Genomic DNA, 22,507 nt, shown 5'->3' with positions numbered 1-22,507 from the left:
AAAAAATCCTTCATAACTTGTTGTCTATCACCCTTTACCCGAGTTAAAAATTGTGCTGTTGTAAAAGGTAATATAATTTCTATGAATTTTCACTATTTAATTAAAAGCAATTTTCCATCATTTATTCCCCAAAGCTCGTCTGAACTGGATGCGACTTTTGGGGAATGGGATATTTTGAAGGTACAGTACATAAAAAGGCTTTTGAAAATAGTCATACCGTTGTATTTGTTTTTGACGATGATAAGCTAATCGGTTTTGGTCGTGCAATTTCTAGACGGAATTTGCCAAGCCACAATTTATGATATAGCAGTATTACCTAAATATCAAGGTAAAAAAATAGGTTCAACAATTGTTGATAGCATATTAAAACGTATCCCTCAATGTACTTTCATATTATATGCTTCACCTGGTAAAGAAATTTTTTACGAATAACTTAGTTCACTTAAGAAATAAAGTAACACTTGGATGTTTAGATTATGGTGGATATCTATAACACTATATCTCTTTTCTTTATAACCAATGAACTTATTAAAGAAAATACTATTATATATATAACAGCAGTTATTGCAAATAAAAATATACTGTGTGGTCCGCTCTTATTTATGTAGGGCGCAGCATACATTCCTCCACCTGGCATAAAGTAAATTACATCCTCTTGTAAGGTTATAAACATCATACTAAGTACAACAATTCCTATTCCTAAACCAATCATTGCACCACTATTATTAATAATCAATGCGAATAAACTTATCATAGCAGAGAAAGACAGTAAAGGAAGTATTACAACTCCATAACATTTAATATTGTAGACAAGATTTTTTAAAATATCCTCTTTCCCACCTAACCCAAGTGTAATAGAGCCTATAATATAGCTAAAAATAAAACTAATAGCCATAAATATTAATGCATATAAAGCTATAAATAAAAGCTTTCCAATTATAAAATCACTTTTCTTTATGGTTGTCATTAAAGAAAATTTCATAGTTCCAAGGCTATAGTCCTCTGTTAAAACTTCTGCTATAACCAGCACCATAAACATTGGCACTATAGGTTTCATCACCATACCATCTAAAGTTGCTATCACAAAATTATTTGCATTAATTCTAGGACCCTTTGCTGCACCCATGAGGATTATACTAAAAATCAATAAAGCACACAGTAAATAAAACTTTTTACCACTAACCATTTTTATTATCTCATTCTTAAAAACCTTAAGCATATTTTCCATCTCCTTCCATTACATTTAAAAAGTAATCCTCCAAAGAGTTTTCCTTGCAGCAAATATTTTCAATATTTATTTCATTGGAAACTAGTAATTTATTTACATTCTGAAAATTACCCTTTGTAAGCCTAATTCTTATACCATTTTCAAATTTCTTAATCTTCATTGAAATGTCCATGTCTGTGAGAAGCCTTGCAGTCTTTTCCTCTTCTTTTGTATGAATTTCGATTATTTCCTCGTCGGTATTTAATAGTTCTTCTACATAACCTTGAACCCTTAGACAACCTTTTTCTATAATTCCTATCCTGTTGCATACAGCTTGAATTTCACTCAATATATGAGATGATATCAGGAAGGTTACTCCATACTGTTTTGATAAATCATGTATTAATTTTCTTATGTCTTTTATGCCCTGAGGATCTAATCCATTGGTTGGTTCATCTAGTATAACTATATTGGGATTGTTTAAAAAAGCTCTTGCAATTCCAAGTCTCTGTTTCATACCTAAGGAATATTTTGAAACCTTTTTATTTGCAGCTTCAGTCATATCTACCATCTCAAGAACTTCCCTCACCCTCTCCTTTGGAAGTTCATAAAGATTAGCCATTAGAAGAAGGTTTTTGTAACCTGATAATTCGCCGTAAAAGCTTGGTGATTCTACCATGGCGCCTATTCTTTCAATAGCCTTTTCTCTTTGGCTATGAACATCATACCCATTTATAATTACCTTGCCTGATGTAGGCTTTATAAGGCCCATAATACTCTTTATAGTTGTGCTTTTCCCCGCTCCATTTGGTCCAAGAAATCCGTAAACATCTCCCTCATATACTGCAATGCTTAGATTATTCACTGCTTTCCTTCCATTATATTTTTTAGTTAAACCCTCAGTTTCTAATAAATATTTTTGCGTCATATATAATCAGCTCCTTCATTTCGGTTTTATAATTATATATTACCAAGCTTTTGGTCCTATATTATCCAAGTCTTCCTAAGTGACATTTAATTGTTCATAAAAAAACTTACTTTTACGCTGAGGCTTAAAAAACTAACGGTTATGAAAACTATATAAAATCTCCAGTGCAATAAAAAAACATCCACATAGGATGCTTTTTAAATATATTTTATCCATAATTCTTGAACAAACATGTTACCTTCTATGCTTGTATTTAAGAATGCATTATGATATTTTTTATCTATAATCTGTTTTACGCTATATAAACCTAGCCCTCGTCTTTTCCCATTTGTGGAATAGCCTTCTTCATATATCTTATGAATCTTAGGTTTCTGTCCAAAAAAATTATTTTCAATAACTATGGTCACGTAGTTATCTTTGTTTACTAAGCAAACATAAAGCTTAGGATATTCACATTTTTGTGCAGCTTCAATAGCATTATCTATCAATATTCCTAGCATTCTGCATAAATCCATTATATTCATAGCTATATTCTTTATATCTTCAACTATTTCCACTTTTATATCAATATTAAGTCCTGCTGCCTTTATTAGCTTTGTAGATAGTATTGCTTTCACTCCATCCACCTTAATATATTTTAACTTATCAATATTGCTATTACTCCACTTTATATCCTTATCCATATCAATAACATTATCATAAAAAAATTCTCTTAATCCTTCTATATCAGCCTTATCTATGTATTCTTTAAGTGGTGTCAGCATATTCATATAATCGTGCTTAAATCTTCTGGTTTCTCCGTACATTTCTTCTATCATATTAGAATATTCCGCTATTCCTTGCTTTTCCTTAGTCTCTCTTTTAAGTTCAACCCTATATTCTAAACTTTTGTCGTAGTTATACACAATTAAGGTTATAAGAATAATAGCTATTAAAGGCAATACCGCTGGTATAAAGTTACCAGTAATAAAATGTATCTTATCATTATCTATTGCGTTAGCTGTTAAAAGAGGTAAAATTCCACATATCATTAAAGTTAAGGGTATACTAGTAATTAATATCATTCTAAATCTTAATTGATCTGCTGTAAGCTCCTTATAACCTTTTTTTCTTTTTACAATACTCCTTATTATGAAAAAACTTAAAATAACCACTGGCAACAATATAAGAAATTCTAAAAAGCTATATTTAAGTGGTATGTTTTGTAAATTTTTACCTGAAAAAGTATATGCAAAAATGTATAGCGTATGTAGTAAATAAACCACATAAATTGTTATCAATGCTTTTATATTGCTTTTATTGTTTCTTAGCTGAAAAATAGTAATTATACAAAATACGGGAAGGATGATTAGATAAGAACCAGTACTAATAACTATTCCTATTATGATAGAAATAAAAAAATATTTCCTTATTTCTTCTTTCCCTATAAACTCCTTATTCAAAATATATATAGAAATGCAACATAAAATGCTCATAAGTAAGGCAGGTATAATCATATAAGTAAAAAATACCATTATAAAAGTTTCAAAGCTCATGTTAAGAGCCCCCTCATGTACCTAAAGGAAACATAGCATTCCTCTCCGTTTTCCATTACTATTTTATTATTTTTCTTGTCCACTTCTTTAATTTTATACTTATTAACAATATAAGATTTATGACACCTGTAAAAGTTTGGAGTGAGTTTTTCTTGAATATCTTTTAAATTACCATAAAAGGCAAATTGCCTATCTTCTTCATGAACACAGATCTTATGAGCTACTCCTGTAGTTTCAATAAATAAGATATCATAAAGCTTTATATTTATTATTCTCGCTTCATCTTTTATGGATATGTGTCCCTTTTTATTTCCCGATTTATAATAAGCGTTATAAGCCTTTAAAATGCAGCTATTAACCCTATGTTTAAAATCTTCCTCGTCCTTTATTACATAGTCCATAGCCTCCACCTTATATTTAAATGCCAAATAGCTCATCTCTAAATGAGTAGTAACAAATATGATAAAGCCTAAGGGATCCATTTCCCGTATCGTCTCACCTAGCCTTATGCCATTTATATTGTTTTTCAAATCTACATCTAAAAAGTATATACCTGTAGTTTGATTTTTTTGCACATAGCTTATCACTTCTTCAGCTATAAACTACAACATATATGCACCAAGGCATGTTAAATTATCTCCTATGGAGCTGCACAGCTTCAAGGAAGATGCATTAACGACTTCGGTGGATATGTAAATATAGTGCCACCCACGCGGAAAATAACAAGTGTGTAGCACTATCTCCTATTGTTATAATCCTAAAAACCAAGTAGCAAGTGTAAAGTACACCATCAATGCTACAGCATCCACTATTGTGGTTATTAATGGACTTGCCATTACAGCAGGATCCAGTTTAAGCTTTTTTGCAGCTATAGGCAAGATTCCTCCTATTACCGTTGCTAATAATATAGTTATAAACATAGTAATACAAACCGTAATCGCAATAAAAAATTCTACTTTTTCAAAATAAAATATTCTCAAAAAGTTAAATAAGGCTAGAACAATTCCAACAACAAAACTTACCCTAAACTCTTTAAATATAACTTTGAGTATATCCTTTAATTTTATTTCACCAAGTGCCAATCCTCTAATAACTAGCGTTGATGATTGTGAACCAGCATTACCAGCAGTATCCATAAGCATGGGAATAAATGCCGCCAAAATTACTACAGATTGAATAACATCATCAAATTTTTTTATAATGTTACCTGTGAAGGTTGCAGATATCATTAATACGAGAAGCCATACCATTCTATGTTTTGCATGATTCCACACGCTGGTTTTTAAGTATTCCTCCTCTGATGGAGCCATTGCAGCCATTTTTTGAAAATCTTCTGTATTTTCTTGATCTATAATATCAACTATATCATCTATTGTTATAATGCCTACTAATTTTTTCTCATTGTCAGTTACCGGAATTGATAACAAATCGTATTTTTTAAATAATCCAGCAATGTTTTCTTGATCATCAATTGTATTAACATAAATAACTGCTGTCTTCATAATATCTTTTATAAGTACAGTAGACTCACTTAAAATAAGTTTTCTTATAGATACAATTCCTTGTAAATATCTATTCTTTCCAATAACATAACAAGTATTTATTGTCTCTTTATCTGTTCCAACTTTTTTAATATGACTTATTGCTTCTTCTACTGTCATTTCTTTTTTTAAATCAACGTACTCCACAGTCATTATACTTCCAGCTGAACTTTCAGGATACTTTAATAATTGATTTATTATTTTTCTTTTTTTTTCATCTGTATTTGTTAATACCCTATCAACTACATTGGCTGGAAGTTCTTCTAAAAAGTCGACTGTATCATCTATAAATAAATCATCAATAATACTTGAAACTTCTTTATCCGTTAAGGCATCTATTAAAAAAACCCTTTGTTCATGTTCCATATACGCAAACACATCCGCCGCTATATCTTTAGGAAGTAATCTAAATACCTTTACAACACTTTCTTTATTCAGCTCTTCAAATAATGCTGCTATATCAACTACATTTTTTCTTTCAAGCTCTCGTCTTGCTTCAATAAACTTATTTTCATCTATAAGCTGTAATACTTTTTTCATTATAGTCACCTCCAAAACAATAAAAAACCCCGTCAAACCTAACTACATAGTGATAGTATCCTTCTTTTAATTGCATGTCAATATTTTGTAAGAGTGTATTCTCATTATCATCATAGCAACTGAATTTTATGCTAAACATAAAACAATTAGTTAATATAACTTGCTTTTTATAATAAACTATGATAACATAAGAATTGACTTAAATGAATAGTAATTAATGTAGCACATATATATTTCAATTGGTACTTTTAAATATAGTATTTTAATATCGAAATTTTATTAGTGAGCTATTACAAAGCATTTAAGAAAATAAAATTTCGGAGGTATACATTATATGAATGGTACAGTTAAATGGTTTAATGGAGAAAAAGGATTTGGTTTTATTACAGGAGAAGACGGAGTAGATGTTTTCGCACATTTTTCTCAAATAAATTCAGATGGTTACAAATCACTTGATGAAGGTCAAAGAGTTTCTTTTGACATCGTTAAAGGACCTAAAGGACCACAAGCAGAAAACATTTCAGTATTATAATTAAAAAAAGACCATTAAATAGTTATACTATTTAATGGTCTTTTTTTATTTGTATGATTTACAACGTACGCATTTGTAGCTTAGAAAAGTGTTAACCATTACATTTGTTACTTATGCTTTCTTCCCACCAACCAAAAGCTATCCTACCTTCTGTTAAAACTCCTGGTGTTTCTGGATTTGATAGAAATATTAAGAAATTACCACCTTCGCCAATAATTATTTTACCATTTTCACTTTCCACCAATGTTGTTTCAGGCTGGGCACGTCTTACAAAGGCTTTGATTCCACCAGTTGGCTCACCTATAACATTAGATGCGTATTCTAGTTTCACCTTTGCTCTAGGTTGTGGTTTGACACTTAAATTTGTAGGCGTTACAAGTGCATACTTAACATCTGACTCAGGAGGAGTTGCGTTAAACCAAAACTGTGCACGGAAAGCTGACTCTGCAACATCAGTTACAGTCCAAACATTCACATGTAAAATAACACCTGAATTAATTGGATTGTATAATCTTGCCCAGGCACTTGTACCTTTTCCAAATACTAAATCATCAGCATACCCAATAAAATATTGTCCACGCATAGATTCGTACAGCTCTATAGGAATATCAACAGTTTTCGAAAGTGTTTCGTATCTATCTTTATAATTTTTTTGATTCATTAAATTACCACCTCACTACATTATATTTGCAATATTAAAATATCGTGACATGATAAGTTTTCATAAAAAAAAGTAGTAAGAGTCACTCTTACTACTTTTTGAATGTTTGTTTTAATAATCTAAAACATCAATGTATTTGGCATTTACTGCTGGTATTTCTTGAGGTGAAAATGATGCCTATACCTTTACAAGTAATATCCCAAACATAATTATGCATAAATATACCCTATGGAGCAGACTTTTTTTACTTGTCTACTCTATAGGGTATTTAAAAATTTCATTTATCATTATTATTTTATTTATACTACTTCATTATCTAAGTTTGCTCCACTAAATTGACTATTATAAAGATCTGCATAGAAGCCATTCTTAGCAAGAAGTTCATTATGGTTACCCATCTCAATAATACTTCCTTTATTCATAACTAATATTAACTCTGCATCTTTAATTGTAGAAAGTCTATGTGCAATTACAAAACTTGTTCTATTTTGCATAAGTTCTGTCATAGCTTTTTGTATATAAACTTCTGTTCTTGAATCAACGCTACTTGTAGCTTCATCAAGTATCATAATAGTTGGATTTGCAAGTATTGCCCTAGCTATAGTAAGAAGTTGTTTTTGACCCTGTGATATATTTGAAGCTTCTTCATTTAGTATTGTATTATATCCATCAGGAAGAGTCTTAATAAAGTGATGCGCATGAGCTGCTCTTGCTGCCTCTATAGCTTCTTCATTAGTTGCTCCATCTTTACCATACGCAATATTCTCCATTATAGTACCATTAAAGAGCCACGTATCCTGAAGTACCATCCCAAACATATTACGTAGTTCTCCACGCTTTATATCTCTTATGTCCACTCCATCAACTGTAATTGAACCTGCATCTATCTCATAGAACCTCATAAGCAAGTTAACAAGTGTAGTTTTACCAGCACCTGTTGGTCCAACTATTGCAATTGTATGACCTCGTTTTACATCAAGGTTCATATTCTTAATAAGAGGTTCATCTGATTTATAGCTAAAGTCAACATTTTCAAACTTAACTTCGCCCTTCGGAATCTCTATTACCTTAGAATTATTAGTTTCTACAATCTCCTCAACTTCATCAAGTAATTCAAAAATACGTTCAGCTGAAGCTACCGTTGATTGAATAATATTTGCAATATTTGCAGTTTGAACTATTGGTTGAGTAAACTGACTAGAATATTGAATAAAGGCTTGTATATTACCTATAGTAATTTTCCCTTGGGTTGCTAAATATCCACCAACAACGCAGACTACTACATAACCTATATTACTAACAAATCTCATCATAGGCATTATAACCCCTGATATAAACTGAGCTTTCCAACCTGCATTGTATAACCTATCATTAATATTTCTAAACTCTTCAATAGAATCCTTCTCATGTCCAAATGATTTAACTATTTTGTGTCCAGTATACATTTCTTCAACATGGCCATTAAGTGCTCCAATTTCTTTTTGCTGAGCAGCAAAATATTTTTGAGATCGTTTTGCAACAAACGCTGTCACAACAATATATAGTGGCAAAGTTAAAATAACCACAAGTGTAAGTAACGGGCTTATTGTGAGCATCATAATGATAATACCCATAATCGTAACAATAGCTGTAATAAGCTGTGTAAGACTTTGTTGAAGCGTTGTTGAAATATTATCAACATCATTTGTTACACGACTTAATATCTCACCATGAGTTCTTGCATCAAAAAATTTAAGTGGTAGCCGTGAAAGCTTATCTTCAACTTCTTTTCGCAAGTTATATACAGTTTTCTGTGCAACTCCAGCCATTATATATTGTTGAAGAAACGCAAAAACTGTACTTACTAAATATAATGCAATTAATAAAATAATAATATTTCTAATATATGTGAAATCTATCTTTCCACCATTTGCATTCATTATTTTAGAAATTCCAGTTTTAATTTGAGCGAGGCCCTCAATTACTTTGGGACTCTTTGCAGCTGCTGGATCAGACTTTATTAAATCTGCTATTTTGCCCTGCTGAGCATGTAGTTGAAGTAGAGCAAATTTATTCATTATACCTTGAACTAATCTATCTATAGCTTCTCCTGAGATCTTAGGCCCAACTATTGTAAAGATAGTACTTATGATCGCAAATATAAAAACTAGAATAAAATTAGTTCTCTGAGGCTTTAAATAACTTAAAAGCCTTTTTAATGTGCCTTTGAAGTCTTTGGCTTTTACTATAGGCCCTGCGAAGGATCCCATTGGTCCACCACCTTGGCGTCCCGAACCTCCGCCTGATTTGTTATTCTTGTTGTTTTCACTCATGATAATTCCTCCTCTGAAAGCTGTGAAGATACAATCTCATGATATACCTTACAACTAGTTAAAAGTTCCTTGTGAGTTCCCATTCCTGCAATTTTACCATCATCTATTACTATAATTCTATCCGCATCCATAACTGTTGCAACTCTTTGGGCAATAATTATTACTGTAGATTTTGCTGTTTCTTTTTTAAGTGCTGCACGTAGTTTTGCATCAGTTTTAAAATCAAGTGCTGAAAAACTATCATCAAAAATATATATTCCAGGTTTTCTAACTAAGGCACGCGCTATAGAAAGTCGTTGCTTTTGTCCACCGGAAACATTCGTTCCTCCTTGGGCAATAAGATGGTCATATCCTTCTTTCATTCCATTAACAAAGTCTGTAGCTTGTGCTACCGTAGCTGCATGCTGAATTTCTTCAATAGTAGCATTATCCTTGCCATATTTAATATTCTCAGCAATGGTTCCAGAAAAGAGTACAGTATTTTGAGGAACGAAACCAATCTTAGACCTTAGAGCTTCCTGACTCATTTCGCGTACATCCACTCCATCAACCAATACCTGGCCACTAGTTGCATCATAAAAACGCGGTATTAAGTTTATAAGAGTTGATTTACCAGAACCTGTACCACCAATAATTGCTGTTGTTTCACCAGGCTTTGCACTAAAGGTTATATTACTAATGGCTGGTTGATCCGCACCTGGGTAGCTAAATGTTACATCCTTAAACTCAACGTATCCACTTTGTTTATCAGCTAACTTAATAATCTTTGGATCAATAATTTCAGATTCCATTTCTAATACTTCATTTATTCTTATTGCAGATGCTTGCGCTCTTGGTATCATTATAAATACCATAGCAAGCATTAAGAATCCCATTAAAATTTGCATTCCATATTGTATAAATGCTATTAATGAACCAACTTCCATGCTTCCAGCATCTATTCTTTTAGCACCGAACCAAATAATAGCAACCGTTGTGACATTCATAATTAACATCATTACTGGCAATAAAAACGCCATAATTTTATTCACTTTTACAGCATTATTCATAAGATCAATGTTAGCATCATCAAATCTATTCTTTTCAGTATCTATACGGTTAAATGCACGTACAACCCTAATACCAGTAAGTCCTTCACGTAATACAAGATTTAATTTGTCTATCTTCACTTGCATTAATTTAAATAATGGCATAGCGAATTTAAGAGTTACTCCAATAATAATCCCAAGAAGCGGAACTACAACTGCAAAAATCCAGGTTAGTGATGCATCCTCTCTTAAAGCCATAACAACACCACCTAGGGCGGTTAAAGGGGCAAAAAGCATAATAGAAAAAATCATTACTGTTGCCGTTTGAACCTGAGTAACGTCATTTGTAGTCCTTGTTATAAGGGTGGCAGTACCTACCTTATCAAACTCATGAAGCGAAAATCCTTCGACTTTAGCAAACAATTTATTACGAATAATCCTACCAAGTCCTACAGCAGTTCTTGACGATAGGAATGCAGCTACAACTGAGCATATAACACCGCCTGCTGAGATTAATAGCATAAGTCCACCTATTCTAATAATATAATCAATTCCTTTATAAGTTCCACTAAATCCTAAAAATGAAATAGTTTGAACTACATCCTTGTGTACTATACCTTTATCAACTATATCAGCCATTAATGTTGGCAAATATAGGTTTGCAAGTACTTGAGTAAAAATCAATATAACTATTAGCACTATTTGCAATGTGTATTCTTTTAAAAATCTAAATAATTTAATCAAAAGTATCATCTCCATTCATTTGTTATTGCATTATTTTTATTGGTCATTTAAAAGCTTCTTAAGTGTATCTAAGCCTTCAAATATTTTATGAAGTTCTTCTGTACTTCCCTTACTCATTATATCTGCAATGTTTTTTTCAAATTGGTTATGAAAGTTTTTATGCATCTCTTTAAAGTTTGGTGACATACTTACGTAGACTACCCTCTTATCCACATCGCTTCTTTCTCTTACTACCATTTCCTGCTTTTCAAGCCTATCAATAATTCCAGAGACTGTACTATTTGATAAACAAAGCTCATTGCTAAGTTCTGTTATCTTAAGTTTCTTTTTTTTACTTAAAAGCCCCAAAACCATACCTTGAGGCGCAGAAATACCTGTATCACAAAGAACTTTACTCATATTATGTTTAAATAGCTGCATAACCTCTTGAAAAAGTCTTGCAACTTCTACGCTTTCATTTATTTTTTTCACTTAATTACCCCCTTAAATGTATTTCGTCTACTAATATTTCGTATCCGTATGTTTAGCTTACGAATTATATTATAATCCCATATATATTTTATGTCAATACATTTTCACATACCCTTAAATTGGACTTTAGGATATTTTACCTTTGCCAAGCCCTAGAGTTTAAGTTATAATTTTATAGATAATGGAGGTGTGTTTATGAATGTTGATTTTTCTAATATTAATCTGAATACCATTATTATGGTTGCATTAGCTATATTACTTGCTTATCTTGGTATTGCAGTATTTAAAATAATTGGAAGGATATTAAGCATTACACTCGGTGTCTTCCTTTTAATATATGTCCTTAAACAAATAGGTATTGCAATCCCTGTATTAACTGATTTTCTTAGCTATCTTTTACAGGTGATAAATCCAATTATCGATAATATAAGACATTTAGTTACTTCTGTAAATTTTAAATAGGCATATAATTCAGTTAGGTTTTTTATGTTTCATAGTGAAATAAAAAAAGCGAAGAACAGATTATCCAAATTTCTTTTGATAAAATAACAATAAAAAAACATGCTAATTAGCATGTTTCAGGTTGTTTACAAACCCAGTATAATTTTTTTATTATACTGGGTTTTTTACATGCAATTATGCGATAGCATTTTGAGTTATGGATAAATTTAAAATAACAACTATCTTCTTAGTTAGAAAATCAAAAAACAGTAAAGATAGCAGGCTAGCTATCTTTTTCATATTCTGCACTGCTGCTGTAAGCAGACACTGCTCTTGCACATTTTCTAATCCACGCATATGGCAATAGCGAAGCCCATGCAGTTGTTTTGAATCTGCGAAGCTTCGCTCTATAGTTTCTTTTCTTCTTCTATATATATTTCTGCCTTTATCTGTTCTGGTGAACTTTACAACATCTTCTTTATACGTTTCCCAAACATGTCTTCTAATAGTTTTAAACTTGCTTTTTGCAGAAAAGCATTGAGCTCTATTTGGACATATCTCGCAATATTTTGCATTACCAACATATTCTTTATATCCTTCTCTTGTTGTCGTTTTATAATGTAAAGCCCTTAAGTCAGGGCATACGTAAATGTCCTGCTCTTTAACATATTGGAATTTATTTTTTGTGTACATTCCTTTTGTATGTGGAGACCTACGGTATCCCATTACAGATTTTAATTCCCTCTCATATAGTTCTTTACATATAAGATTTGTAGCATAACCAGCATCTGCACCAACATATTTTGTATTAAAATTAAACTTTTTTATTTGCACATCTAATCTATCGATATAAGGATCAACATCATTTATGTTTCCAGGAGTAACATACACATCAGTAATTATATTATGTCTGCTATCGACAGTTCTGTGATCTAAATATGAGAAGCCTTCCGGCTTGCCATCTCTCATCATATATCCACTGTCGGGGTCGGTTGTGCTAACTTTAGTTTCTTTTATTTTGGTAACAGGTTCTTTTTCTTTTAAAGGTTTTTTACCATGGTTTATTCTATCTTCTTCCACTGCTTTATTAAGTTCAGATACATATTCTTTCGGCGTTTTTTCAACTTCAATTTTCACAAGCTTTCGCTTATTAGCATTTGCTTTTAGGTGTGTAGAATCTGTGTAAAGTATTTTACCGGTTACCATCTTAAGATTTATAGCCTTAAATACTACTTCGTCAAATATTTTTTGAAACACATCTGTACCTTTAAACCGTCTACGTCTATTTTGGCTAATTGTTGAATGATCTGGAATAGGATCAGTAAGACTTAGTCCCAGAAACCATCTATAAGCCACATTTACTTCAATGTCCTTTACAAGTTGTCGTTCAGATTTTATTCCAAATAGGTACCCAATAAACAGCATTTTAAAAAGTATAACAGGATCTACGCCAGGTCTTCCATTATCTAAGCAGTAATATTTTTTAGTCAGTTCTCTTATAAAAGAGAAATCCATGTATTTATCTATATTTCTCAGAATATGGTCTTTAGGAACTAAATCTTCCAAATACACCATTTCTAGTTTTTGTTGTGTGAAGTTCTTTTCATTAATCATAATAATGCCCTCCGAATTATAAAGTTTGTATACTATATATATTCGACATCGATGTCCTAAAATCCTTTTTGAATATGAAAAAAACACTCCAATTTTAAATTAGAGTGTTTTACATTTTATGTTTGTCAACGGTCTGAAACATGCTAATTAGCATGTTTTTTTTATCGCTACTAGGGAATGATAATATTATAGAAATTAATTTTATTAGGAGATGACAACATTGGATGCTAGTCAATTTTTAAATTATAAAAACTGGGTTGTAGTTGGGGATGTATTAAACCCTTCCAAATATGCTTATAAAATATTGAATTCCTTAAAAAAACATGGGTTTAACGCAGTGGGGGTAAATCCATCTATTGAAAATGAGGGGATTTATACCACCCTAAGTGATATACCCTACAAGGTAGAAGTTTTAGATTTATGCATTAATCCATATAAAGGTATTAAAATTCTTCATGAAGCCCATGATTTAAAAATAGATAAAGTCCTTATTCAGCCAGGAGCTGAAAGCCCTGAAATAATTAATTTTTGTAAATCAAGTGGAATGCAAGTAATAGATGGATGTGCCTTAGTAGAATTATCAAAAATATAAACCAAATAAAATCTTTCCTCCCCATATACCGTTTTGTAAACTCAACATAAATAAGTTTTGCACATTTTTAGAATTATTGCAGAAATTTGCAGAATAATTATTACCAATGATAACACAATATTACAAAATAATGTATTGCTTTGTGATATAATTAAAATATTGCAGATAGGCATTTTACCTTTATATGTAAATTGCCTAACCGGCATTGTTTTATACTATAGCGGGAGGGGAATATATGGAATTAAACACATTAGAAAGCGAGATGCTAATTGACATTTACGATGCTGATATGTTGCCAGGAATGTCATTCGAAATTGAAAATTACAATTTAACAGAGGAAGATCCAAAAGAGAAGAATCAAGAATTTGCTTCCTATTTGGGAAAATTAAAAAGGTTAGGTTTTGTAAAATATGAAGAGAAAGAAGCCTTTGTAAAATGTGGAAGTCGTAGCCCTAAATATAATAATAATGTAGTTATGATTTGTGAAGATAAAATACACATTGATTTCAAAGGAATAAAATTAGTAGAGTTGTATAATTACAGTAATTCCGAAATTCAAAGAAAACTGTATAGATGTGGCTAAATGATTAGCCCAAACAGTAAGAAATGAATTATTCGCTATGATATTATTTCAATTTGAATATTTTAAAAGATCCATATAACAATGCAAGTAAACAATAGAATTCCAGCAATGGGGTTCTTTTTTTAATTTATATCATAAGACATATCATAATAACACTATCCTAAAGGTGTTAACATGGTATAATAAGGTATTGGTATAGTAAAAAATAATAAACGGAATGGAGTGATAAAATTGGAATTCAATTTTAATAAAGACTTGAAATTTACTATGGAGCAGACTATTAACAGCAGTGACACCGCAATTTCTTATGGATCTGGAAGTCTAGATGTTTATGCTACTCCAGCTATGACAGCGCTTATGGAGAATGCAGCAACAAATTGTGTTCAACGAAATTTACCTGATGGGTTCACAACCGTCGGTATAGAGATTAGTGTTAAACACATAAAGGCAACACCTGTTGGCGTTAAGGTTAGAGCTGAAGCCTTATTATCAAAGGCAGAAGGCAAAAAATTGTTCTTTAAGGTGGAAGCCTATGATGACATGGGTAAAATAGGTGAAGGAATTCATATAAGGTACATAGTAAATTCTGAAGAATTCATGAAAAAAACAGCACGTTAAATCATAACCTGCGGTTCTGTTCATCATCTTCGATGCTACAATATCACAATTAAGACTGTACCTAACAGGGCAGTCTTTTGTTATGTTAAAAATTAATACTATTTTTAGATACAATAGCAATATAAAAAAGCAGTAGAACTAACTACTGCAATTTTTTAGTTTAACTATATGATTTTTGCTGGCCTTTTGTATATACCACCAGCTTAAAAAAACTGTTAAATCTCCATAATAATTGGAAGAATAATTGGCCTACGCTTTGTTTTTTCATACAAATATCGCTCTGTGGATTTTTTTATATTAGATTTTAATACATACCATTCAATAATTTTCTTGTCTAAGCACTTATTAAGCTCAACCCTAACAATTTCTTTTACTTCACTAATTAATTCATCCGATTCCTTTGCATATATAAATCCGCGAGTTATTATGTCTGGTCCCGCAATAATACTATAAGATTCGCGTTCTAAAGTAACCACAACAGTGAGCATGCCATCTTCTGCTAAGTGCTTTCTATCTCTAAGCACTATGCTTCCAACATCCCCAACACCAAGTCCATCTACAAATACAGATCCAGTGTGTACCCGTCCTGTTACTTTAGCTTCATCCTTTGTAAGTTCTAAAACCTGCCCTGTTTCCATAGTAAATATATCTTTGCCTTGCATACCTAATTCTTGTGCTAACTTAGCATGGTGACTTAAATGTCTGTATTCACCATGAACTGGCATAAAATATTTAGGATGAACTAATGCGTGAATTAATTTCAATTCTTCTTGATATGCGTGACCGGATACATGCACTTCTTCTAAATCCTCATAAATTACCTCTGCCCCTTTTTTGAATAGCTCATTGATTACTCTAGATATAAGTTTCTCATTGCCTGGAATTGGAGATGCAGAAATAACAAATAAATCCTCTGGTTCAAGGGTGATTTTCCTATGAGTAGCAAAAGCCATTCTAGCAAGTCCTGCCATAGGTTCGCCCTGACTTCCGGTAGTTATTATTGTAATATTTTTATTGTGGTAATTTTGCATATCATCTATACCTATAATGTAACCTTCTGGTACATGGAGATATCCAAGTTCAATAGCTACTTGTGAGATATTGTCCATACTCCTCCCACTAAAAACAATTTTTCTACCATGTTTCACAGAGGCGTCTACGATCTGCTGTATTCTGTGAATATTTGAAGCAAATGTAGCTACAATAACCCTTCCCTCTGCATTAGAAATTATTCTAGTTAGAGTCTTCCCTATAGTTTTTTCAGAAATTGTATGCCCTTCACGTTCCACATTCGTGCTATCCGCCATAAGAAGTAGCACGCCCTCTTTACCTAAATTTGAGATACGTTCAAGATCCATGACCAATCCATCAATGGGGGTATAATCAATTTTGAAATCACCAGTATGTAATATAACACCTAGTGGTGAGTGGATGGCAATAGCACAGGAGTCTGCTATGCTGTGAGTAACCCTTATGAATTCAACTTTAAGATTTTGTAGTTCTATTGTTTCTCCAGCATTTACATTGTGAAGTTCACAATTAGATAATATATTGTGCTCCTTTAGTTTATTTTCAATTAGCCCTAACGTTAACCTAGTACCATAAATAGGTACATTCAATTGTTTTAGAATGTACGGAAGCGACCCTATATGATCTTCATGTCCATGAGTTAAAAAAATACCTTTTACTTTTTCTGCATTATTTTTTAAATAAGTTATATCTGGAATTACTAAATCTACACCATACATTTCCTCATCAGGAAAGGCTATACCACAGTCTATAACAATGATTTCATTCGCATATTCAAAAGCTGTTATATTCTTACCTATTTCTCCAAGGCCTCCTAAAGGAATAACCTTTATACTTTCCTCGTTTTTCACTAAATTCTCCCCTTCATTTATATCAATTATATTATTAATATTATTTTCTTTATTTTGCCTCGAATTATAAAATTAATACCTTTATGGGAGAATTTTTTTTGCTTTTTTATAATCATTTTATTTATACCAACGTTGTAATTTTATTTGAACTAAACACAGAATATACATAAACATTATAGTATAATAATATTATCTATATAAAAATAGATTTCATTATATTATAAATTTTATTTTTTGGAGGTATTACCATGAAAATAGCTGTAATAGACGCACAAGGGGCTGGTCTTGGTCAAACAATCATAAAAAAAATTCGTAAAGAAATTAGCCTAGATATCTATATTGTTGCACTTGGTACAAATACATTTGCTTGTTCAAATATGGTAAGAGCTGGTGCAAATATTGGTATAAGTGGAGAGGAATCAATTTGCTCATTTTGCAAGAAAAATAAAATTGATAGCATAATCGGTCCAATTGGAATAATATGTAGTGGTGGCATTAACGGTGAAATTACCCCCATGATTGCCACGTCAATATTTAATATGGATTGTACTAAATATATACTTCCACTACAAAAACATGGTATTTATATACCAGGCACAAGGAATATGCAAATCAAGGATATAATTGAAGAGATTGTACTTGATATAAAAAGTAATATAAAATATCATTTTATATAAGAAGGTTTATACATAATATTTAAAAGACTTTATTAATTCTTGGGTTAAGACTTCTGTCGGTATTCCATAACTAACAATTTTGCCTGCTTTCATGGCATAAATATTGTTAATCCGCTCTATTAGCTATCTAAAATTTTTATTTAATGTTTTAAGGATTTAAATCCGTATCCAAAGACTTCATAAATATTATTCACTGTTACAAAAGCATCCTTATCAACAAATTTTATGAATTTTTTAAGTGTTATAAACTCCCTTCTTCCTACTATAACCACAACAACTTCTTTATCCTCATCTGAAAAATCCCCTACTCCGTTATATACAGTAGATGTTTTATCTAGCTTTTCTCTTATATATTTTCTTATCTTATCGCTGTTCTTACTTATAATTGTAACTTCTTTGCACACATTTATTCCATCTATGATGTGGTCTATAAGAAAGCCATTAATTATAACTCCGAGCATTGCATATAATGATAGCTTAATTCCAAAAGCAAAAACTGCCATTAAAATTATAATTAAATCACATATTAAAACTCCTTTTCCTAAATTTATATGAAAAAATTCATTTAATATCTTAGCTAAGATATCTGTCCCCCCTGTTGAAGCGTTTTGATCAAAGACTATAGCTGTACCTATTCCTGATATTAGTATTCCAAATATAAGTTCCAGTAAAATATCTCCTGTAATTGAATTATTAATAGGTATAAACTTTTGAAATACAATTATAATACCTCCTACACCAAAGCTTGCATACACACTTTTTCCACCAAAACTCTTTCCGATAGCAATAAATGCTATTACAAACAAAATAAGGTTTATTATCATCATTATCCAACCTACGGATAACCCCCCTGTAAATTTATTTATAACTATTGCTAATCCATTCGCCCCACCTGTCGCTAAATTATTTGGCATTAAAAAGAAATATAAACCTGCTGATACCATAAGCATTCCTATGTTTATAAGCGCAAATTCCTTTATCTTTATTTGCATAATATGCCTCCTTATAATTATCAATTGTATTACCTATCCTCTGTAAAATAATCATAATTTCTTTCTCAACGAAAAATTAAGCCCTTTAGCATTTATGCTAAGGGCTTGATAATAATACCAACCATATTTGTAAAAAATGCAAAATTTAAAATGCATTTTCATACAAATATGCGTCACACCCCCTATCACTCGTAGCGTTCTTGGTGTATTAATGAAGGCAGGTCTTCTGACTTTGGATCATAGTCGCTTTAATCCTTCCCAACAAAATTGTCAGTGGTATAATTTAAAGCTTCTCACCATTACAGCGGCGGGACCGTTCAGGCTTTTCACCTGGTTCCCTTTTAAATGAAATGCAAAACATCTCATACCTTTATATGCTATATTAAATTACTTTCTTTTAATCTCTTCCATAAAACCTTTTTTAATTGAGCTTTATTTATAACAGAGTTTTTATTAAATTCTTCCACAATAACCATATCGGCTTCTCTATTTCCTGTTATATTGACAATAAATTCTTTGCCTAAGTTTTTGTACATATTCATAATAATTCCCCCTTCAAACTCTAAATATTATTAACTTAATTTTAGAATTTGAGGTGTTTATAATCAAAACTCTATACCCTCTCTAGATGGTATTCCTTCGTTAAAATAATGTTTAATATCCTTCATCTCAGTTACAAGGTTTGCTTTATCTATTATAGCTTTAGGTACGTCTCTCCCTGTTAAAATCAATTCTATATTACCAGGTTTATTCTCCATTAATTCTAGTAGTTGTTCTTCACTTATTAGTTGATTGTTCAACGCTCCCATTACCTCATCCATGATAAGTATGTCGCATTTTTCTTCTTTTAATGCTTCCCTGCAAAATTCATACCCCTTTTGTACTTCTTCTTTTAATTCATTTTTTTCCTCTGCATTTAACGTCCAAAAAAAACCTCTTTTTTTCTCAAACCTAAATATATTAAAAAAGGGAGCCAATTTTTTTGCACTTTCAATTTCACCAGTTTTACTTCCCTTCAAAAACTGTACCATAAATACAGTATATCCATTTCCTGCTGCACGTACAGCTAGTCCTACAGCTGCAGTCGTTTTCCCCTTGCCATTCCCCGTATAAATTTGAACATATCCGTTTTTTAATTTCCCCATTATATTCATTTCTCCTTTTATTAGCATATGCATACATATGCTTTATTATCTCAGGGTTATCTTATATTTTTTTATTTTATATTGCAAATCTTGTCTTGAAATACTTAATTCTCTTGATGTTTTGCTAACATTGTTTTCGTTTTTATTCAGTGTTTTTTCAATAATTCCCTTTTCAATATCAGCCATATAGCTAACCAACTCGAACCTCTTTTCTACATTTACCACCATATTTTGAAAACACCTCCCTATCTCTCGTAGAGTTAACTGTGTATAATTATAGAAAGGTATTCTGGCTTAAGTCTCATTGCCCTTAAAACCTTCCCAGTTTCCCAGTGGTATTTTTTATAAGGACTCCTCTTTTACAGCGGCGGGACCGCGCAGGATTTCCACCTGTCTTCCCTTTTAAACTAAAGCAATTAATACTTTAATTACCCATAATTATAATATTAAATCAATAAATGATACTTTCATCCCAATTATATGAAAAAGCATTATTCAGTTTTATTCCCCTGATTTTCTTTTTTAGTTCTCTCTACGAATCTTCCCAGGAAAAAGAATAGAACACCAACTCCTATACCTGTCTGTAGACAAAAGAGTAAACTCTCAATTTCCCCTGGTAATTCTCCACCAACCCAAGTTTCCATAACCGGTTCAAACCAAGGCTTATACTCAGTACCTGTAATCTCGGAAACTACTTTACTTCCTGCATCATCTGAGCCACCAAATTCAGCACCCTTTAATGCGAATAATGGTATAATGGCAATTAGTGCAGCAATAATTAATAAAATGAAAACCTTTTTTTTCGTCTTTACCATTAATTTTCGCCTCCCTTTAGGAATCCAAGTTCTGTTAATTCGGATTTTGCATATGTTTCAAGACCCATAATGATGACAACGGTCAGAATACCCTCGATAATTGCCAGTGGAAGCTGTGTCGGTGCAAATACTGCAAGGAACTTGACTACAGATGCTGCGATACCGCCGTTCGCAGACGGATATGCAAGTGCAAGTTCAAAACTTGTTACACAATAGGTTAATAAGTCACCGATTGATGCTGCCAGAAAAATACCTACATATTTATTGACTTTGAGCTTCTGGCATAATTTGTAGATTACATAAGTAACAAGCGGTCCTGCAATAGCCATAGAAAACGTATTAGCACCAAGAGTGGTCAGTCCGCCATGAGCAAGCAAAATTGACTGAAAAAGTAGTACAATAATCCCCAGGATGCTGACTGCCATTGGTCCGAATAGGATTGCACCAAGTCCGGTACCAGTCATATGTGAGCAACTTCCTGTTACTGACGGAATCTTTAAAGATGAAAGCACAAAAATGAATGCACCTGACATAGCAAGAATAGTGATGGATTTACGGTTCTTAGCCAATGTTTTCTTAATTGATAAGTAACCTGCTACTAAGAATGGAACGCATATAACACCCCATATAATACAGAATTTTGGTGGAAGGTATCCTTCCATGATGTGCATTGCATTTGCTACCGGGGCTACCCCGAAAATTAATGCGAAAGCAATCGCAATAAAGATAATTTTCTTTTCTTTCTGATTCATTTTTTTCCTCCTCTATTGTTTTTAATTTATATTAATCTAAGCTGAAACGCCTAGAAAACCCAACTATCTTTCAAGCATTTCCTTGAATTCTTGCGTACTTTTCGGATAGGCACTAGTATCTTCCAGCAGATGTTTTTCTACAAGCAATTCATATATCTCAAGCACTGTTGGCTGTTTTAAATTTGCCTGTTTTAAAATTTCTGTGTTTTGGAAAATTTCTAAAGGTGTTCCATCTGCGATAATTTTCCCTTCACAGAATACAAGGACTCGCTCCGCCCATCGATATGCGAAATCTACATCATGGGTGGAAATGAGCATTGTCTTGCCCTCCGAACCAAGCTTGGCCAAAACTTCTTCTAGTATCAGTGCATTTAAAGGATCCAATGATGCAGTCGGTTCATCAAAGATAATGATTTCTGATTTCATAGCAATGATGCCCGCAATGGTGACGCGCTTCTTTTCACCGCCACTCAAATAGTGTGGCGGACGATCCTTGAAATCTGATATGTTCATGTATGCCAGTGCTTCCTCAACTCGCTTTAGTACTTCCTCTTTTGGAAGCTTTAAATTCATCGGCCCGAATCCAACTTCTGCCCTAACTGTAGATGCGATTATTTGATTGTCCGCATCTTGAAATACAATTCCGATATTTTTTCGAAGTCCTTTTAAATTCTTTTTATTAACGACAGTACCCCGGTAAATGATTTTTCCCTGTTCAGGTGTAAATACACCGTTTATATTCAAGAAAAATGTAGATTTTCCGGATCCATTGGAACCAATGACAGCGATTTTCTCACCTTCATAGATATCCACGCTTACACCGTCCAATGCAGACTTTCCATTCCCGTAGACGTAGTATAGATCTTCGACCTTTAATATTGATTTCCCCATAATAGCTC

General features: G+C 32.1%; 23 protein-coding genes, 2 pseudogenes and 2 riboswitches. Of the genes and pseudogenes, 7 read left to right on the top strand and 18 right to left on the bottom strand.

Translation table 11 applies throughout. From position 1 onward, the window contains the following. Window positions 1-161: 161 nt before the first annotated feature. Window positions 162-429 (top strand): annotated as a pseudogene (locus tag ACWJKS_RS02415) (GNAT family N-acetyltransferase); the annotation flags it as partial. A 58-nt stretch (window positions 430-487) separates the two neighbouring features. On the opposite strand, the gene ACWJKS_RS02410 reads toward ACWJKS_RS02415, so the two are convergent. From ACWJKS_RS02410 to mgtE, 5 genes and pseudogenes are all read right to left on the bottom strand, one after another. Continuing rightward, window positions 488-1,219: an ABC transporter permease gene (locus tag ACWJKS_RS02410; RefSeq protein ID WP_165413290.1), complete on the bottom strand. Its 732-nt coding sequence runs from the start codon at window positions 1,217-1,219 to the stop codon at window positions 488-490. After that, entirely contained in the window at window positions 1,212-2,135 is a 924-nt protein-coding gene (locus tag ACWJKS_RS02405; RefSeq protein ID WP_462960346.1) for an ABC transporter ATP-binding protein, read from the bottom strand. The genes ACWJKS_RS02410 and ACWJKS_RS02405 overlap by 8 nt, the downstream gene beginning before the upstream one ends. A 197-nt stretch (window positions 2,136-2,332) precedes the next feature. Continuing rightward, window positions 2,333-3,670, bottom strand: coding sequence for a sensor histidine kinase (locus ACWJKS_RS02400; protein ID WP_462960345.1), 1,338 nt, complete (start codon window positions 3,668-3,670; stop codon window positions 2,333-2,335). Further along, window positions 3,667-4,263, bottom strand: a pseudogene (locus tag ACWJKS_RS02395) (LytR/AlgR family response regulator transcription factor); the annotation flags it as partial. The pseudogene ACWJKS_RS02395 and the gene ACWJKS_RS02400, both read right to left, overlap by 4 nt. Before the next feature lie 156 nt (window positions 4,264-4,419). After that, the gene (gene mgtE, locus ACWJKS_RS02390; RefSeq protein WP_462960344.1) at window positions 4,420-5,751 is read right to left on the bottom strand and encodes a magnesium transporter; all 1,332 of its coding nucleotides are present in this window, start codon (window positions 5,749-5,751) and stop codon (window positions 4,420-4,422) included. Window positions 5,752-6,085: 334 nt separating this feature from the next. Here mgtE and ACWJKS_RS02385 point away from each other — a divergent pair, with 334 nt between their 5' ends. After that, a complete protein-coding gene (locus tag ACWJKS_RS02385; protein ID WP_165413285.1) occupies window positions 6,086-6,283 on the top strand; it encodes a cold shock domain-containing protein in 198 nt (65 codons plus the stop codon). Window positions 6,284-6,374: 91 nt separating this feature from the next. On the opposite strand, the gene ACWJKS_RS02380 is transcribed toward ACWJKS_RS02385, so the two are convergent. The 4 genes from ACWJKS_RS02380 to ACWJKS_RS02365 form a co-directional block, all read right to left on the bottom strand. Next, a complete protein-coding gene (locus ACWJKS_RS02380) occupies window positions 6,375-6,944 on the bottom strand; it encodes a DUF6143 family protein (RefSeq protein WP_462960343.1) in 570 nt (189 codons plus the stop codon). A gap of 299 nt (window positions 6,945-7,243) precedes the next feature. Continuing rightward, window positions 7,244-9,256 (bottom strand): ABC transporter ATP-binding protein, encoded by a 2,013-nt coding sequence (locus tag ACWJKS_RS02375; protein ID WP_462960342.1) that lies wholly within the window; start codon window positions 9,254-9,256, stop codon window positions 7,244-7,246. Next, complete coding sequence (locus ACWJKS_RS02370; RefSeq protein ID WP_165414964.1) at window positions 9,253-11,028, bottom strand: ABC transporter ATP-binding protein; 1,776 nt, start codon at window positions 11,026-11,028, stop codon at window positions 9,253-9,255. The genes ACWJKS_RS02375 and ACWJKS_RS02370 overlap by 4 nt, the downstream gene beginning before the upstream one ends. A gap of 36 nt (window positions 11,029-11,064) precedes the next feature. After that, a complete protein-coding gene (locus tag ACWJKS_RS02365; RefSeq protein WP_220286780.1) occupies window positions 11,065-11,499 on the bottom strand; it encodes a MarR family winged helix-turn-helix transcriptional regulator in 435 nt (144 codons plus the stop codon). 195 nt (window positions 11,500-11,694) lie between these two features. Between ACWJKS_RS02365 and ACWJKS_RS02360 the strand changes: the two genes are divergently transcribed. Beyond that, window positions 11,695-11,961, top strand: a complete 267-nt coding sequence (locus ACWJKS_RS02360) for a hypothetical protein (RefSeq protein WP_165415082.1) — start codon at window positions 11,695-11,697, stop codon at window positions 11,959-11,961. 174 nt (window positions 11,962-12,135) lie between these two features. On the opposite strand, the gene ACWJKS_RS02355 is transcribed toward ACWJKS_RS02360, so the two are convergent. Continuing rightward, window positions 12,136-13,554 (bottom strand): IS1182 family transposase, encoded by a 1,419-nt coding sequence (locus ACWJKS_RS02355; protein WP_462959617.1) that lies wholly within the window; start codon window positions 13,552-13,554, stop codon window positions 12,136-12,138. 220 nt (window positions 13,555-13,774) lie between these two features. Between ACWJKS_RS02355 and ACWJKS_RS02350 the strand changes: the two genes are divergently transcribed. The 3 genes from ACWJKS_RS02350 to ACWJKS_RS02340 all read left to right on the top strand — a co-directional run bounded on the left by ACWJKS_RS02350 (window position 13,775) and on the right by ACWJKS_RS02340 (window position 15,347). Further along, the gene (locus ACWJKS_RS02350; protein WP_462960341.1) at window positions 13,775-14,146 is read left to right on the top strand and encodes a CoA-binding protein; all 372 of its coding nucleotides are present in this window, start codon (window positions 13,775-13,777) and stop codon (window positions 14,144-14,146) included. Window positions 14,147-14,381: 235 nt separating this feature from the next. Next, on the top strand, window positions 14,382-14,729 hold the full coding sequence (locus ACWJKS_RS02345; RefSeq protein WP_462960340.1) for a hypothetical protein: 348 nt from the start codon (window positions 14,382-14,384) through the stop codon (window positions 14,727-14,729). 231 nt (window positions 14,730-14,960) lie between these two features. Beyond that, complete coding sequence (locus ACWJKS_RS02340) at window positions 14,961-15,347, top strand: thioesterase family protein (RefSeq protein WP_369811890.1); 387 nt, start codon at window positions 14,961-14,963, stop codon at window positions 15,345-15,347. A gap of 215 nt (window positions 15,348-15,562) precedes the next feature. Here the strand turns inward: ACWJKS_RS02340 and ACWJKS_RS02335 are convergent, their stop codons facing one another. After that, window positions 15,563-17,227: a ribonuclease J gene (locus ACWJKS_RS02335; RefSeq protein ID WP_216303849.1), complete on the bottom strand. Its 1,665-nt coding sequence runs from the start codon at window positions 17,225-17,227 to the stop codon at window positions 15,563-15,565. Between the two features lie 248 nt (window positions 17,228-17,475). Between ACWJKS_RS02335 and ACWJKS_RS02330 the strand changes: the two genes are divergently transcribed. Then, entirely contained in the window at window positions 17,476-17,904 is a 429-nt protein-coding gene (locus ACWJKS_RS02330; protein WP_216303850.1) for a DUF3842 family protein, read from the top strand. A gap of 140 nt (window positions 17,905-18,044) precedes the next feature. Here ACWJKS_RS02330 and ACWJKS_RS02325 read toward each other — a convergent pair whose 3' ends face one another. From ACWJKS_RS02325 to ACWJKS_RS02295, 7 genes are all read right to left on the bottom strand, one after another. Continuing rightward, window positions 18,045-18,896, bottom strand: a complete 852-nt coding sequence (locus ACWJKS_RS02325; RefSeq protein WP_216303851.1) for a YitT family protein — start codon at window positions 18,894-18,896, stop codon at window positions 18,045-18,047. A 199-nt stretch (window positions 18,897-19,095) separates the two neighbouring features. Continuing rightward, window positions 19,096-19,283: riboswitch (cobalamin riboswitch) on the bottom strand. Then, window positions 19,274-19,438 carry a hypothetical protein gene (locus ACWJKS_RS02320; RefSeq protein WP_216303852.1) on the bottom strand — a complete coding sequence of 55 codons (165 nt, stop codon included), beginning with the start codon at window positions 19,436-19,438 and terminating at the stop codon, window positions 19,274-19,276. Its footprint overlaps the riboswitch before it by 10 nt. A 63-nt stretch (window positions 19,439-19,501) precedes the next feature. Beyond that, on the bottom strand, window positions 19,502-20,041 hold the full coding sequence (locus tag ACWJKS_RS02315) for a cob(I)yrinic acid a,c-diamide adenosyltransferase (RefSeq protein WP_216303853.1): 540 nt from the start codon (window positions 20,039-20,041) through the stop codon (window positions 19,502-19,504). Window positions 20,042-20,086: 45 nt separating this feature from the next. Next, window positions 20,087-20,269, bottom strand: coding sequence for a helix-turn-helix domain-containing protein (locus ACWJKS_RS02310; protein ID WP_216303854.1), 183 nt, complete (start codon window positions 20,267-20,269; stop codon window positions 20,087-20,089). Window positions 20,270-20,303: 34 nt separating this feature from the next. Next, window positions 20,304-20,492, bottom strand: a riboswitch (cobalamin riboswitch). A 40-nt stretch (window positions 20,493-20,532) separates the two neighbouring features. Continuing rightward, the gene (locus tag ACWJKS_RS02305) at window positions 20,533-20,856 is read right to left on the bottom strand and encodes an energy-coupling factor ABC transporter substrate-binding protein (protein WP_462954402.1); all 324 of its coding nucleotides are present in this window, start codon (window positions 20,854-20,856) and stop codon (window positions 20,533-20,535) included. Next, window positions 20,856-21,608, bottom strand: a complete 753-nt coding sequence (locus ACWJKS_RS02300; protein ID WP_462954403.1) for an energy-coupling factor ABC transporter permease — start codon at window positions 21,606-21,608, stop codon at window positions 20,856-20,858. Before ACWJKS_RS02300 ends, ACWJKS_RS02305 begins: the two co-directional genes overlap by 1 nt. A 63-nt stretch (window positions 21,609-21,671) precedes the next feature. Continuing rightward, on the bottom strand, window positions 21,672-22,499 hold the full coding sequence (locus tag ACWJKS_RS02295) for an energy-coupling factor ABC transporter ATP-binding protein (RefSeq protein WP_462954404.1): 828 nt from the start codon (window positions 22,497-22,499) through the stop codon (window positions 21,672-21,674). Window positions 22,500-22,507: the final 8 nt, after the last annotated feature.

This window comes from Clostridium sp. CM038 (genome assembly GCF_055081105.1).
This window is presented reverse-complemented; position numbering and strand designations above follow the sequence as displayed.